The following is a 13,669-nucleotide window of genomic DNA, read 5'->3' on the forward strand; positions in this document are numbered from 1 at the left end:
GCCCGAGGGCGTCGGCGACATCGTTGAGCTGCTCGCGCGCCCTCGCCCGCTCGACACCGCGGGAGGGGTCGACGGCCGGCGGCCGGCGGCGCGGCTCGTACCAGCTCTCGGGCTCGCCCTGCGCCTCGCGCCCCTGGCCGTCTTCCCTCGGCAGGCCGCGTTCACTGCGATGTCGCGCGTTCCAGGACATGAACTGCCTCTCAAACCCATGTGGGGCGCGTGTCGCGCCAGCAATCTTCTTCGCCCCGGTGGGAACACGGCTACACGGCACCCGGACGAGCTTGGCGTAAACTGTCGCCGCTTATGGTAAACAGCCGGTTAAGTGGCGGATTTACATGGTTAACGACCGGTAAACGGGCCGCGCGGATCGCAACGGGGCCATCGCGGACCGCCGGAAGGACGCTTGACGCTTACGTGCACGGAATGTATGCCAGATGCAGGTTACGTAATGTCATGCCCCTGAAGACCCGCCGGAACCGCCCCGGAGCGATGCCCGCTGCCGGTCGCGTGTACCGGGCAATGCCAAGGAAAATGCCATGAGCGAAGCGCTCTCGGTCAACAACGATATCGTCGAGGCGGTGGCCGCCAAGGACGAGACGACGAAGAAGACGCTCTTCACCATCGGGGACCTTGCGAAGGAATTCGATGTCACCTTGCGGACCCTCAGGTTCTACGAGGACAAGGGCCTTCTCAACCCGCGCCGCGACGGCATGAACCGCGTCTATACGCGCCGCGACCGGGCACGGCTGAAGCTGGTGCTGATGGGCAAGCGGGTCGGCTTCTCCCTCGCCGAGATCCTCGACATGCTCGATCTCTATGACCTGCGCGACGGCCAGGTCACCCAGCTCAAGGTGGCGCTGTCGCGGTTCCAGGAGCAGATCGACGTGCTGGTGACGCAGCGCCGCGACATCGACCAGGCGATCGAGGAGCTCGGCCGCACGGTGGAAATCGTCTCCGGCATGCTGAAGGAGAAGGAGGGCGACTGAGTCGCGCCTTGTTTTGCGTATCCGCACAAGTCAGGGCGACCATTGCCGCCATATGAATGGGTCCTGACCCTAGGGTCAGGGCCCGCCCTCCCCCGACGATGCGCGCGTCCTCTGTCAGCTCCGTCGAACCCCGTGCCGCTCCCCGGCGCGGGGTTTTTGCGTTTTCGTCGCTTGGCGCGACCTGCTCCGGCGATTTTCGGTCGGAATCTCCCTGATTTTGCCGTCAATCGCACTGAGAGTGGCCGGCGGCGCGCGATTTTTCGGGCCGAACCGCAGGAACAGGCCTTGCGAGCGTCGGCCGCCGGCCATATAACCAGTGCAAGGTGACGTTTACGGAAACGTCAGGTCTGTGGTACAGGCTGCGCCGCGCAACCGGCACCACAGGCCGGGCCGACCATCGGGAGGATGATCATGCCAAGCTATACCGCCCCCGTCCGGGATGTGATGTTCCTGCTGAACGAGGTGCTGGGCTACGACCGCCACGGCAATCTGCCGGGCTTTGCCGAAGCGACGCCCGACCTCGTCGAGGCGATCCTCAACGAGGGCGCGCGCTTCTGCCAGGACGAGCTGGCCCCGCTCAACGCATCCGGCGACCGCGAGGGCTGCACCCGGCATGACGATGGCAGCGTGACGACGCCGAAGGGCTTCCGCGCCGCCTATGACACCTATCGCGAGAACGGCTGGATCGCCCTGTCGATGCCGGAGGAGTATGGCGGCCAGGGCCTGCCGACGACGCTCAACTCGGTGATGCAGGAGTTCATTTCCGGCGCCAACCTTGCCTGGGGCATGTATCCGGGCCTGTCGCAGGGCGCGGCGGCGGCGATCCTGGTGCATGGCAGCGCGGAACAGAAGGCGCTCTACCTGCCGAAGCTCGCCACCGGCGAATGGTCCGGCACCATGAACCTGACCGAGCCGCATTGCGGTACCGATCTCGGCCTGATCAAGTCGAAGGCCGTGCCGCAGGGCGACGGCAGCTACCGCATCTCGGGGCAGAAGATCTTCATCTCCGCCGGCGAGCACGACCTGACCGAGAACATCGTGCATCTGGTGCTGGCCCGCATCGAGGGCGCGCCGGAGGGCACCAAGGGCATCTCGCTGTTCATCGTGCCGAAATTCCTGCCCGACGGCGACGGCAAGCTTGGTGCCCGCAACGGCGTGTCCTGCGGCTCGCTGGAAGAGAAGATGGGTATCCACGGCAACGCCACCTGCGTCATGAACTATGACGAGGCGACCGGCTGGCTGATCGGCGAGGAAAACCGCGGCCTCAACGCGATGTTCGTGATGATGAACGAGGCGCGCCTCGCCGTCGGCGTGCAGGGCCTCGCCCAGTCCGAGGTCGCCTATCAGAACGCGCTGGCCTATGCCCGCGAGCGGCTGCAGGGCCGGTCGCTGACCGGGCCGAAGAACCCGGACGGCAAGGCCGACCCGATCATCGTGCATCCGGACGTGCGCCGCACGCTGCTGTCGATCCGCGCCTTCAACGAGGCGGCCCGCGCGCTGGTGCTGTGGACGGCCTTGCAGTCCGACGTCTCGCACCGCTCGTCCGACAAGGCCGAAGCGCAGGCGGCGGACGACCACATGGGCCTGATGACCCCGGTGATCAAGGGCGTGCTCACCGACAAGGGTTTCGAGAACGCGGTGGCGGCGCAGCAGATGCTGGGCGGTCACGGCTATATCGAGGAATGGGGCATGTCGCAATTCGTCCGCGATGCCCGCATCACCATGATCTACGAGGGCGCCAACGGCATCCAGGCGCTGGATCTGGTCGGCCGCAAGCTGCCGCGCGACGGCGGCCGGGCGGTGATGACCTTCTTCAAGGAAGTCGGTGCCCTCCTGAAGGAAATCTCCGGCGACGAGGCCCTCGCCCCGCTCGCCGGGCCGCTGAAGGCCGGTCTCGACGACCTGCAGGCGGCGACCATGTGGTTCATGAACAATGCCATGGCCAAGCCCGACAATGCCGGGGCCGGCTCGACCGACTACATGCATCTCTTCGGCATCGTCGCGCTCGGCTACATGTGGGCACGCATGGCGAAAAGCGCGCAGGCGGCCCTTGCCGCCGGCACCGACGGCGACAGGGCGTTCTACGAGACCAAGCTGACGCTCGCCCGCTACTTCATGGAGCGGCACATGCCCGAGACCGGGCTGCGCCTTGCCCGGGTCTCGGCCGGCGCCGACACGATGATGGGCCTCGACGCCGCCGCCTTCTAAGCAGCGGATCGCGGAACCACGGACAGGGCGCGGCGCGCGGGGGCGTGCCGCGACCGCACAACGACAAGAACCGTCGCAGGGAGGAGAGCGGCTTGAGCGTCTTGAACGCCGGAACGCCGGCATGGATGAACGACGAACTGACGATGCTCGACGACGCCTTCGCGCGGTTCCTCGAGCGGGAGATCGCCCCGGACTACGAGGCCTGGGTGGAGGCCGGCTGCGTCACGCGCGCGGCCTGGGAGAAGACCGGCGCCGGCGGCTTCCTGTGCTCCGGCATGCCGGAGGAGTACGGCGCGGCCGGCGGCACCTTCGCCCATGAATCCGTGATCATCCGCCGGCTCGGCCTTGCCGGCTTCGACCATTTCGGCATCGCCCTGCATTCGGCCATCGTCGCGCCCTATATCAAGCATTACGGCTCGCAGGAGCAGAAGGAACGCTGGCTGCCGAAGCTCGCCTCCGGCGAGATGATCGGCGCCATCGCCATGACCGAGCCGGGCGCCGGCTCCGACCTGCAGGCGATCCGCACCAGCGCGGTGCGCGACGGCAATCACTACCGGATTTCCGGCGCCAAGACCTTCATCACCAACGGCCAGCTCGCCAACCTGATCATCGTCGTCGCCAAGACCGATCCGGCGGCCGGATCGAAGGGCGTCTCGCTCTTCGTGCTGGAGACCGAGGGCGCGGAGGGCTTCCGCCGCGGCCGCAATCTCGACAAGCTCGGCTTCAAGGGCAACGACACGTCGGAGCTGTTCTTCGACGACGTGCGCGTGCCGGCCGACGCGCTGATCGGCCCGGAGGAAGGCCGCGGCTTCTACCAGTTGATGGAACAGTTGCCGCAGGAGCGGCTTCTGGTGGCGGTGCAGGCGATGGCGGCAATCGAACGGGCGCTGACCCTGACGCTCGACTATGTCAAGGAACGGCAGGCCTTCGGCAAGCGCGTCCTCGACTTCCAGAACACCCAGTTCAAGCTGGCGGAGCTGAAGACCGAGGCGACCATCGGCCAGGTCTTCGTCAACGACTGCATCGCCCGGCATGTGGCGGGCGAACTCGACGGCACCACCGCCTCGATGGCGAAATACTGGACCACCGACCTGCAGTCCAAGGTGATGGACGAGTGCCTGCAGTTCTTCGGCGGCTATGGCTACATGAACGAATATCCGATCTCCCGGCTCTATGCCGATGCCCGCGTGCAACGGATCTATGCCGGGACCAACGAGATCATGAAAGTGCTGATCGCCCGCAGCCTTTAGGGGCGCGACAGCGGGACAAGCCAAGGAGGCATCGATGGCCGACGCATTGATTTTCGACCATGTGCGCACGCCGCGCGGGCGCGGCAAGAAGGACGGCGCCCTTTACGAAGTTCCGGCGGTGCGGCTGGCGGCCGAGCCGCTGAAGGCCCTGCGCGAGCGCAACGGGCTCGACACGACGCTCGTCGACGACGTGATCCTCGGCTGTGTCGATCCGGTCGGCGAGGCCGGCGGCGACATCGCCCGGGCCGCGGTCTTCGCGGCCGGCTACGACCACGCGGTGCCGGGCGTCCAGCTCAACCGGTTCTGCGCCTCCGGCCTCGACGCGGTGAATTTCGGCGCGGCGCAGGTGATGGCCGGGCAGCACGACCTCGTCATCGCCGGCGGCGCCGAGTCCATGAGCCGCATCGGCATCGGCGCCTCGGGCGGCGCCTGGCCGGTCGACCCTCAGGTCGCCCTGCCCTCCTATTTCATGCCGCAGGGCGTCTCGGCGGATCTCATCGCCAGCAAATACGGCTTCTCCCGCGACGATGTCGACGGCTACGCGGTGGAAAGCCAGAAGCGCGCGGCCAAGGCCTGGGACAAGGGCCGTTTCTCCCGCTCCGTCGTGCCGGTGCGCGACCTCAACGGGCTGACCATCCTCGACCGCGACGAGCACATGCGGCCCGAGACCGACATGCAGTCGCTGGCCGCGCTCAACCCCTCCTTCGAGATGATGGGCCAGATGGGCGGCTTCGACGCGGTGGCGATCCAGGCCCATCCCGAGCTTGCCGGCATCACCCATGTGCATCACGCGGGCAACTCGTCGGGTATTGTGGATGGGGCCGCCGCTGTTCTCATCGGCAACCGCAAGGCCGGGCGCAAGGCCGGGCTGACGGCCCGCGCGCGCATCCGCGCCTTCGCCAATATCGGCTCGGAGCCGGCCTTGATGCTGACCGGACCGGTGGACGTCACCGAGAAGCTGCTCGCCAGTGCGAAGATGTCGCTGAAGGACATCGACCTGTTCGAGATCAACGAGGCCTTCGCCTCGGTGGTGCTGCGCTACCGGCAGGCCTTCGATCTCGACCCGGCCATCGTCAACGTCAATGGCGGCGCCATCGCCATGGGCCATCCGCTCGGCGCGACCGGCGCGATGATCCTGGGCACCGTGCTCGACGAACTCGAGCGGCGCGACCTCAACACCGCCCTGGTGACGCTGTGCATCGGCGCCGGCATGGGCACGGCGACGATCATCGAGCGCGTCTAAGGCGAGCAGGCGGAGGACAGACCATGACCTATAGCAACTTCACCCTGACCACCGACGCCGGCATCGCCCATATCGTCTGGGACATGCCGGGCAAGAGCATGAACGTCATCGACATGTCGGTGATGGAGGAGCTCGACGCGATCATCGACGCGGTCGCGGGCGACACCGCCGTCAAGGGCGCCGTCATCACCTCGGGCAAGGCGGCCTTTTCCGGCGGCGCCGACCTCACCATGCTGGAGGGGCTGCTGCGCGACTTCCACGGCAAACGGGCGAAGGATCCGGAAGGCGCGGCGCGGATGCTGTTCGACGGCTCGCGGCGCCTGTCGCAGATCTTCCGCAAGCTGGAGACCTGCGGCAAGCCCTTCGTCGCGGCGATCAACGGCACCTGCATGGGCGGGGCGACGGAACTGGCGCTCGCCTGCCACGCGCGGGTGGCGGCGGAGGAAGACGTCTTCAAGATGGCGCTGCCGGAGGTCAAGGTCGGCCTCTTCCCCGGCGCCGGCGGCACCCAGCGCGTCATGCGCATGACCGACAGCCAGCAGGGCCTGCAATTCCTGCTGCAGGGCAAGACGCTGAACGCCGCCCAGGCCAAGGCGATGAAGCTGATCGACGAGACCGCCCCGGCGAAGAAGCTGGTGGCGGCCGCCGTCAAGCTGCTGAAAACCGGCGTCGACCCGGTCAAGCCGTGGGACCAGAAGGGCTTTCGCCTGCCGGGCGGGGCGATCTACTCGCCGGCCGGCTTCCAGTTCTGGCCGGCGGCCAACGCCATCTACCGGCGCGAGACCCATGACAACTATCCCGGCGCACGGGCGCTGCTGAAGTCGGTCTATGAGGGTCTGCTGCTGCCGATGGACCAGGCGCTGACGGTGGAGAGCCGCTACTTCGCCCATGTGCTGCAGACGCCGGAAGCGGCCAGCATGATCCGCTCGCTGTTCGTCTCCATGCAGGAGCTGAACAAGGGCGCGCGGCGGCCGGCCTCGGTCAAGCCGAACCGCATCAGGAAGGTCGGCATCCTCGGCGCCGGCTTCATGGGCGCAGGCATTGCCTTTGTCACCGCCAAGGCCGGCATCGACGTGGTGCTGATCGACCGCGACCAGGCGGCCGCCGACAAGGGCAAGGCCCATTCGGACGAGTTGATGTCGAAGGCGATCAAGCGCGGCCGGGCGAGCGAGGCCGACAAGGCGGCGCTGCTGTCGCGCATCACGGCGACGCCCGACTACGCGGCGCTGGCCGACTGCGACCTCGTCATCGAGGCGGTGTTCGAGGACCGCGAGATCAAGCGTGCGGTGACCGAGCAGGCGGAGGCGGTGCTGAAGCCACGGGCGATCTATGCTTCCAACACCTCGACCCTGCCGATCACCTCGCTCGCCGAGATCTCGAAGCGGCCGAAGAACTTCATCGGCATCCACTTCTTCTCACCGGTCGACAAGATGATGCTGGTCGAGGTGATCCTCGGCAAGAAGACCGGCGACAAGGCGCTCGCCATGGCGCTCGACTACATCAAGGCGATCAAGAAGACGCCGATCGTCGTCAACGACTCGCGCGGCTTCTACACCTCGCGCGTGGTCATGACCTATATCCGCGAGGGCCTGATGATGCTCGCGGACGGGGTGCCGGCGGCGATGATCGAGAATTGCGGGCGCATGGCCGGCATGCCGGTCGGGCCGCTGTCGCTCGGCGACGAGGTGGCGCTGGACCTTGCCTGGAAGATCGTCTCGGCGACGCGCAAGGACCTCGGCGTCAAATATGTCGAAGGCCCGCTCGACAACATCCTGGAAGAGATGGTGGTCAAGCGCGAGCGGTTCGGCCGCAAGAACGGCAAGGGCTTCTACGACTACCAGGGCCGCGACAAGAAGCTGTGGCCGGGCATTCCCGAGGTGGTCGGCAAGCCGAAGGCCGCCGAGGCCTTCCATGTCGAGGAGCTGAAGCAGCGCTTCCTCGTCATGCAGGCGCTGGAGACGGCGCGGATCTTCGAGGAAAACTGCCTGACGGACGTGCGCGAGGCGGATGTCGGCTCGATCCTCGGCTTCGGCTTCGCGCCGTTCACCGGCGGCACCCTGTCCTATATCGACGGCATGGGCACCGCCGCCTTCACCGAACTGTGCCGCAAGTTCACCAAGAAATGGGGTCCGCGCTTCAAGCCGAACCGGCTGCTCAAGGAGATGGCGAAGACCGACGCCCGCTTCTACGAGCGCTTCGCCCCCGAGAAGGGGCCGGACGCCGGCGCGCGCGAGGCGGCATAAACGGTCGCACGAGCTCAAGATACCTGCGAAGGGCGGCCCTCGGCCGCCCTTCGTTCTTCGTCAGGAGGCGACCGGTTCCGGCTCGACGAAAACCGGCACGGCGTCGAAGACATAGTGTTCGCCGAACAGGTTGTTTCTCAGGTTCTTTCCGGTGAAATCGCGGATCTGCTGGAACTTGCGGATACCGAGCATGACCGGATGATCGTTCCGCACCAGCTTCACCCGGGTCGGCTCAAGGGCGCCGAGCCGTCCGAAATCCCGTCCGACTATGGTTGCGACACGCATATAGGCATCATGCAGGTCGACATTGGCATCGGCAAGTGCCAGCCAGAGGCGCCAAGATGTCTCGCTTTCCTCGTCGCGCACCCAGGCCGCGGAGGTGACCGTTAGCCCTTCGTTGTTCAACTCGTCCACCAGAAATCTGGCGGACGTCACCAGTGCAGCCTGATCCATGGCAGGATCCCCGTCTCCGGCTCGTCTGTGGCGGCGAGCATGCGTTCGGTATCGACCGGCTTCATTATCGCGTAGCGGGTCTCGACTTTCCACTCCTTGACGATTGCCCAGTTGGCCGCAAAACCCGGTTCGTCGCGGGCCCGGCGCTCCAGCTCGCCCCGAAGATTCGCCGTCCCCACGAGTTCGTTGAGATCATGCTTGTAGATCTGTTCGATGAGCTTGCGCTCAGGGATCGCATGTTTCCTGAACTGGCCGGCGATCCGAGCCTTGAGAGCGGTTTCGACCGAATACCCACACAGATAGTAGGCAGCGGAGTAGCGTCCATTGTCGAAAAGAAGCCGTGCGTCGGCAAGCTTCTCCTCTGCGATTTTGCGAAGGTCGTCCCGATGCAGCCATGCCGTCATGCGACGCAATCTCAACCAGAAATGGCAATCCGGTTGAGCCTAGCCCAACGGCGGCAGAAAGCCAGTGCTACTTGTAGACCAGCAGCACCACCGCGGCGCCCGACTGGTCGCGCAAGAGCACGCGGCCGGGCATGCCGTCGATCTGCTTCACCGCCGGGAAGAAATGCAGGAACCGGCGCTCCAGGTCGCCGGAGGCGCCTTCGCAGGCCATTTCGGTCGCCATCACCCGGGTCGAGACGGCGAGCGCGTGTCCCATCTGCTGCAGCGTGCCGCGCAGCCGGTTGCAGCCGGCCGAAGCGAGCCACATGCCGTGCCGGTCGATGGTCACTTCCGTGCGGCTGGACAGGCCCTGGTCGACATCGACCAGCGCGCCGCCGGGCGCTGCCAGCGCCTCGATCCGCCAGGTTCCGGTCACGGAGAGGTCCTGCGCCTCGGCGGCCGAGGGATGGGCGGCAAGGCCGAGAAGCGGCAGGGTGGCAAGCGCGAGGATCGCGGGCTTTCGCAAAGCGGCACTCATGTCGACGGGCATTCCTGGCTTGACGGGTCCGCGCCATGGCAACGGACCTGTCGGCTGCAACGAGGTCGGCGCGCTCCGGCGGCTCCTGCCGCACCCGGCCGGGCCGAAGCCAGCGGGGGCCGAAGCCAGCGGGGACCCTTCATTTGCGGACGGCCCCAGCGCCGGAGCGTTACCGATCCAGGATACGGCCGGGCCCACCGCCTCACGGGCCTCGCATGGCGCGGCAATGGCCGCCGCGAGTCGTCCGCATCCTGCGACACGAGATGTCCCGCTCCAATGTGGCATCATCTTGACGCGGGCGACAAACGCCGCCGCAAACCGCCGACGCCGATTTTCGGTTTGCTCCGGCGGGATCGCCCGCCTACATCTGCGGTCATCAGACCGAGACGCGCGGGCCTTGCGCGCATCCGGCAGCCTTCTCGGGAACCGACGCATGTCCAACTCTCCGATCAGCCGCTTCCTCGGCGACTCGCCCGGCCGGGTGATCGTCAAGCTGCTCTTTCTGTCCTTCGTCGTCGGCGTGCTGCTGTCGGCGCTCGACCTGCACCCGCTCGACCTGTTCGACGGGATGGTGTCGTTCATCCGCCGGCTGTGGAACCTCGGCTTCGAGGCGCTCGGCCAGCTCGGCGGCTATTTCCTGCTCGGCGCGGTGGTGGTGATCCCGGTCTGGGCGGTGCTGCGGCTGATGAGCATCGGCCGGCGGAGCTGAACCAAACGCCTCGCGCGATCAGGCGAACTCCGCCGCCACCCGGTGCAGGATCGTGTGGCGGCGCGCCAGCCTGTCGATGTCCTCCAGATAGCCGCCGCCGATCACCCCGGCGAGCGGAATGCCCGCCGCGCGCACGCGTGACACCACATAACGGTCGCGCGCGGCCAGCCCCTCGTCGCTCAGCGACAGGCGCCCCAGCCGGTCCTCTTCATGCGGGTCGACGCCGGCATTGTAGAAGACGATGTCGGGGCGAAAAGCGGCGAGCGCGCCCGGCAGCACGGCGGCAAGCGCCTCCAGATAGGCGGCATCCCCGACGCCGTCCTCCAGCGGCACGTCGAGGCTCGAAGGCACCTTGCGCACCGGATAGTTGCGCCCCGCATGCAGCGACAGGGTGAACACCGCCGCGTCGCCGGCGAAGATCTGCGCCGTGCCGTCGCCCTGGTGCACGTCGAGATCGACGACCATGGCGCGGCGGATCGCCCGATCCGCCATCAGCAGGCGGATCGCCACCGCGACATCGTTGAAGACGCAGAACCCCGCCCCTTGCGAGCTCCTGGCATGATGGCTGCCGCCGGCGGTGTTGCAGGCAATGCCCCGATCGAGCGCCAGCAAGGCGGCGAGCACCGTCCCGGCCGTGGCGCAGCGGGCGCGCAAGGCGACGCTCTCGCTCATCGGCAGGCCGATCTCGCGGGCAATCGGCGCCGGCACGTCGGCGGCGAAGACCTGGTCGACATAGGCCCGGTCATGGGCGAGCGCGATCCACTCCGCCGGTGCGGGCGCCGGCCGGTGGAAGCCGCCTTCCGCCACCAGCCCGTCCTCGACCAGCACCTGCGCCACCCGGCGGAACTTGTTCATCGGGAAGCGGTGGGCGGCGGGAATGTCGGCGCAGAAGGCCGGGTGATGGACGATGGCGAGCGACATGCGGACCTTTGGACCCGGTTTCAAGGCCATTTATACGCTCCGCATGGCGCGGGAGACCAGTCAGGAGACCAGTGCGGGGGCGCCCGCCCATGGGACACCCCCGCACCCGTTCAAACGTCAGACGATCGCCGCCCGCAAGGGCACCGTCCGGCTCGCCGCCGGACCGGCGAGGCCGCGATGCAGTTCGGCAAGCTGGCCCTCGCTGATCGACATGGCCGGCAGTCCGGCCACCACATCGGCGACGATGGCATCGGCATCGGCCAGCAGGATCTCGCCGGCCTCAGTCAGCCGCGCCAGGCTCTGGCGGGCGTCCCGCTCGCCCTTTTCCGTCACCACATAGCCGAGCTTTTCCAGCGGCTTCAGCGCGCGGGTAACGGCGGAGGGCGTCAGGCCGACGGCCTCTGCCAGTTCCACCCGCATCGCCCGGCTGCCGGGAAACTCCGACAGGCTTTTCAGCAGGCGATATTCGCGGAAGCTGACGCCGCGGGCGCCGGCAAGCGGGCGGTCGAAGCGCTTCTCGATCAGGCCGGCAATGTCGAGAAGGGTGAAGACAAGCGCGTTCATGGCACGAACCTTCCTGTTGCGTGACTATTGCAGTCTATATACGTGATCACTCATGTATTTCAAGGGAGCCGTAGACCCAGCTTCCGGCGAGGGGGGCCGGCGAGGAGGGTCCGGCAAGGGGGCTCTGGCGAGGAGGCTCTGGCGAGCAGGGTCTACCGGGAGTCGGTGGGCCGGGGCGGCCTCCCCTTCCTCCCTCAGCCGGCCTCGTCCGCGATCCACTGGCGAAAGGCGCGCATGGCCGGCGTCTGCCGCCGCGATTTCAGCCAGGTCAGCCAGTAGGCGCCGAGCGGCGCCTCCACCGCGAAGGGGCGGACGACGCGCCCCTCCGCGATCTCGCGAGCGAACATCGCCACCGGCACCAGGGCGACGCCCGCCCCCAGCGCCGCTGCCTCGACCAGGGCCCTGGAGGAATCGAACATGAAGCCGCGGGCCGGCAGCGGCTCGAGGCCGGCCATGCGGAACCAGGCCGCCCATTCGTCCTGCCGGTAGGAGCGCAGCAGATCCGCGCCGGCAAGGTCGCGCGGCTGCGCGAGCCGGACCGCGACCTGCGGCGCGCAGACCGGCGAGAACGGCGCCTCCATCAGCCGCACCGCCTCCGTCGCGTGCCAGGCGCCGTCGCCGAAGCGGATGAACAGGTCGAGCCCGTCGAGCAGCATGTCGGCGCGGTTGTTGTTGGTCTTCAGCCGCAGGTCGACATGGGGATGGGCCTCGCGAAAGCCCGCCAGACGCGGCAGCAGCCAGCCGATGGCGAAGGTGCCGACGACGCCGATGGTCAGGATCTCGCGGAAATTGCCCTGCTCGAACTGGCTCAGCGTCGCGCTCATCCGCCGGAACGCATCGCTCAGCACCGGCAGCAGGGCCTGCGCCTCGTCGGTGAGCGCAAGGCCGCGCGGCAGCCGCTTGAACAGGGTGAGACCGAGCGTCTCCTCCAGCGCCTTCACCTGATGGCTGATCGCCGTCTGGGTCACCCGCAGTTCCAGCCCGGCGCGGGTGAAGCTGCCAAGCCGGGCCGAGGCCTCGAAGGCGCGCAGCGCATTGAGCGGCAATTGCGAGACATCCATGGGCTCTCCTCCAAGGCCAAGATTTTCTCATGTCTAATCCCAGAATTGATCGTTTGGCGAGGGTCTTATGTTTGCGCATGATCGCCCCCGCAGGCTGGGAGGCCATCCCGCGCCCTGCCGCCGCACTGACCGGCGCAGGCCGCATGCTGTCACCACGGAGACGACACCCATGTTCAAACTGTCCCGCCGGCAGGCGCTTGCCGGCTCGCTTCTGCTCGCCCCGACGCTGGCCACCGGCACCGCTCTGCTGGCGACGCCCGCCCGTGCCGGCACGGCCGATGCCGCCGATATCGAAGGCCGCCTCGCCGCGCTGGAGCGCAAGCAGGGCGGCCGCCTCGGCATCGCCATCCATGACGTTGCCAGCGGACAGACCTTCGGCAATCGGCTGGACGAACGCTTCCTGATGGCTTCGACATTCAAGCTGACGCTCGCCGCCTTCGTGCTTGCCCGCGTCGACCGGGAGGAAGAACAGCTCGACCGGCGCATCCCCTTCACCAAGGGCGATCTCGTCTCCTGGTCGCCGGGCACGGAAAAGCATGCCGGCGGCCCCGGCCTGACGGTCGCGGAGCTGTGCGAGGCGACGGTGACGATGAGCGACAACACCGCCGCCAACCTGCTGCTCAAGAGCTTCGGCGGTCCGGCGGCGCTGACGGGGTTCACCCGCTCGCTCGGCGACGAGACCACCCGTCACGACCGCATGGAGCCGGAGCTCAACGCCCATGACGGGCCCGGCGACGAGCGCGACACGACGACGCCGAGGGCGATGACGCAGACCTTGCGCAAGTTGCTGTTCGGCGATGCCCTGTCGCGCCGCTCGCGCGACCGGCTGACCGCGTGGCTGGTCACCAACCGGACGGGCGACGCACGGCTGCGGGCCGGTTTTCCCGCCGACTGGCTGGTCGGCGACAAGACCGGCACCAGCGGCAAGGGCCACGCCAACGACATTGGCGTCGCCTGGCCGAGCAGCCGCGGCGCACTGATCGTCACCGCCTATTGCGAGATGCCGCAGGCCGAGGCCAAGACGCGCGACGCCACAATGGCCGAGATCGCCCGCATCGCCGCCTCCATCTGAGCCTCGTCGGGGCGGGACGGCTCCCTGCGCCGCCCCGC

14 protein-coding genes are annotated in these 13,669 nt (G+C 67.7%); 7 read left to right on the forward strand and 7 right to left on the reverse strand.

Going from position 1 to position 13,669, the window contains the following annotated elements; all coding sequences use genetic code 11:
• Positions 1-190, reverse strand: a 190-nt coding sequence (locus tag P2PM1_RS05210) for a hypothetical protein (RefSeq protein WP_186398393.1), incomplete at its 3' end; no start/stop codon positions are given.
• A gap of 346 nt (positions 191-536) precedes the next feature.
• Here P2PM1_RS05210 and P2PM1_RS05215 point away from each other — a divergent pair.
• From P2PM1_RS05215 to P2PM1_RS05235, 5 genes are all read left to right on the forward strand, one after another.
• Positions 537-986: a MerR family DNA-binding transcriptional regulator gene (locus P2PM1_RS05215; protein ID WP_186386806.1), complete on the forward strand. Its 450-nt coding sequence runs from the start codon at positions 537-539 to the stop codon at positions 984-986.
• A 411-nt stretch (positions 987-1,397) separates the two neighbouring features.
• Complete coding sequence (locus P2PM1_RS05220; protein WP_186398394.1) at positions 1,398-3,194, forward strand: acyl-CoA dehydrogenase C-terminal domain-containing protein; 1,797 nt, start codon at positions 1,398-1,400, stop codon at positions 3,192-3,194.
• A 143-nt stretch (positions 3,195-3,337) separates the two neighbouring features.
• Positions 3,338-4,444, forward strand: coding sequence for an acyl-CoA dehydrogenase family protein (locus P2PM1_RS05225; RefSeq protein ID WP_186398483.1), 1,107 nt, complete (start codon positions 3,338-3,340; stop codon positions 4,442-4,444).
• Positions 4,445-4,478: 34 nt separating this feature from the next.
• A complete protein-coding gene (locus P2PM1_RS05230) occupies positions 4,479-5,687 on the forward strand; it encodes an acetyl-CoA C-acetyltransferase (RefSeq protein WP_186398395.1) in 1,209 nt (402 codons plus the stop codon).
• Between the two features lie 23 nt (positions 5,688-5,710).
• Positions 5,711-7,930: a 3-hydroxyacyl-CoA dehydrogenase NAD-binding domain-containing protein gene (locus tag P2PM1_RS05235; RefSeq protein WP_186398396.1), complete on the forward strand. Its 2,220-nt coding sequence runs from the start codon at positions 5,711-5,713 to the stop codon at positions 7,928-7,930.
• A gap of 60 nt (positions 7,931-7,990) precedes the next feature.
• Here the strand turns inward: P2PM1_RS05235 and P2PM1_RS05240 are convergent, their stop codons facing one another.
• From P2PM1_RS05240 to P2PM1_RS05250, 3 genes are all read right to left on the reverse strand, one after another.
• Positions 7,991-8,383 carry a hypothetical protein gene (locus tag P2PM1_RS05240; RefSeq protein ID WP_186398397.1) on the reverse strand — a complete coding sequence of 131 codons (393 nt, stop codon included), beginning with the start codon at positions 8,381-8,383 and terminating at the stop codon, positions 7,991-7,993.
• Complete coding sequence (locus P2PM1_RS05245) at positions 8,362-8,787, reverse strand: HEPN domain-containing protein (RefSeq protein ID WP_186398398.1); 426 nt, start codon at positions 8,785-8,787, stop codon at positions 8,362-8,364. Before P2PM1_RS05245 ends, P2PM1_RS05240 begins: the two co-directional genes overlap by 22 nt.
• Before the next feature lie 67 nt (positions 8,788-8,854).
• On the reverse strand, positions 8,855-9,304 hold the full coding sequence (locus tag P2PM1_RS05250; protein WP_186395515.1) for an META domain-containing protein: 450 nt from the start codon (positions 9,302-9,304) through the stop codon (positions 8,855-8,857).
• A gap of 433 nt (positions 9,305-9,737) precedes the next feature.
• Between P2PM1_RS05250 and P2PM1_RS05255 the strand changes: the two genes are divergently transcribed.
• Positions 9,738-10,013: a DUF6460 domain-containing protein gene (locus tag P2PM1_RS05255; RefSeq protein ID WP_186386811.1), complete on the forward strand. Its 276-nt coding sequence runs from the start codon at positions 9,738-9,740 to the stop codon at positions 10,011-10,013.
• 18 nt (positions 10,014-10,031) lie between these two features.
• Here P2PM1_RS05255 and P2PM1_RS05260 read toward each other — a convergent pair whose 3' ends face one another.
• The 3 genes from P2PM1_RS05260 to P2PM1_RS05270 form a co-directional block, all read right to left on the reverse strand.
• Positions 10,032-10,934 (reverse strand): histone deacetylase, encoded by a 903-nt coding sequence (locus P2PM1_RS05260; RefSeq protein ID WP_186398484.1) that lies wholly within the window; start codon positions 10,932-10,934, stop codon positions 10,032-10,034.
• Between the two features lie 117 nt (positions 10,935-11,051).
• The gene (locus P2PM1_RS05265; RefSeq protein ID WP_186398399.1) at positions 11,052-11,498 is read right to left on the reverse strand and encodes a MarR family winged helix-turn-helix transcriptional regulator; all 447 of its coding nucleotides are present in this window, start codon (positions 11,496-11,498) and stop codon (positions 11,052-11,054) included.
• Positions 11,499-11,692: 194 nt separating this feature from the next.
• Positions 11,693-12,559 carry a LysR family transcriptional regulator gene (locus P2PM1_RS05270; protein WP_186398400.1) on the reverse strand — a complete coding sequence of 289 codons (867 nt, stop codon included), beginning with the start codon at positions 12,557-12,559 and terminating at the stop codon, positions 11,693-11,695.
• Positions 12,560-12,728: 169 nt separating this feature from the next.
• Between P2PM1_RS05270 and bla the strand changes: the two genes are divergently transcribed.
• Positions 12,729-13,631, forward strand: coding sequence for a class A beta-lactamase (gene bla, locus P2PM1_RS05275; RefSeq protein ID WP_186398401.1), 903 nt, complete (start codon positions 12,729-12,731; stop codon positions 13,629-13,631).
• The last annotated feature ends 38 nt before the right edge of the window (positions 13,632-13,669 follow it).

The sequence above is a fragment of the Stappia sp. P2PMeth1 genome, assembly GCF_900185735.1.
In the GTDB taxonomy this organism is placed as follows: domain Bacteria; phylum Pseudomonadota; class Alphaproteobacteria; order Rhizobiales; family Stappiaceae; genus Stappia.

Coding starts and splice junctions, on each gene's coding strand:
- P2PM1_RS05215 (WP_186386806.1), top strand. CDS start 537: ATGAGCGAAGCGCTCTCGGTCAACAACGATATCGTCGAGGCGGTGGCC.
- P2PM1_RS05220 (WP_186398394.1), top strand. CDS start 1,398: ATGCCAAGCTATACCGCCCCCGTCCGGGATGTGATGTTCCTGCTGAAC.
- P2PM1_RS05225 (WP_186398483.1), top strand. CDS start 3,338: ATGCTCGACGACGCCTTCGCGCGGTTCCTCGAGCGGGAGATCGCCCCG.
- P2PM1_RS05230 (WP_186398395.1), top strand. CDS start 4,479: ATGGCCGACGCATTGATTTTCGACCATGTGCGCACGCCGCGCGGGCGC.
- P2PM1_RS05235 (WP_186398396.1), top strand. CDS start 5,711: ATGACCTATAGCAACTTCACCCTGACCACCGACGCCGGCATCGCCCAT.
- P2PM1_RS05240 (WP_186398397.1), bottom strand. CDS start 8,383: ATGGATCAGGCTGCACTGGTGACGTCCGCCAGATTTCTGGTGGACGAG.
- P2PM1_RS05245 (WP_186398398.1), bottom strand. CDS start 8,787: ATGACGGCATGGCTGCATCGGGACGACCTTCGCAAAATCGCAGAGGAG.
- P2PM1_RS05250 (WP_186395515.1), bottom strand. CDS start 9,304: ATGAGTGCCGCTTTGCGAAAGCCCGCGATCCTCGCGCTTGCCACCCTG.
- P2PM1_RS05255 (WP_186386811.1), top strand. CDS start 9,738: ATGTCCAACTCTCCGATCAGCCGCTTCCTCGGCGACTCGCCCGGCCGG.
- P2PM1_RS05260 (WP_186398484.1), bottom strand. CDS start 10,934: ATGTCGCTCGCCATCGTCCATCACCCGGCCTTCTGCGCCGACATTCCC.
- P2PM1_RS05265 (WP_186398399.1), bottom strand. CDS start 11,498: ATGAACGCGCTTGTCTTCACCCTTCTCGACATTGCCGGCCTGATCGAG.
- P2PM1_RS05270 (WP_186398400.1), bottom strand. CDS start 12,559: ATGGATGTCTCGCAATTGCCGCTCAATGCGCTGCGCGCCTTCGAGGCC.
- bla (WP_186398401.1), top strand. CDS start 12,729: ATGTTCAAACTGTCCCGCCGGCAGGCGCTTGCCGGCTCGCTTCTGCTC.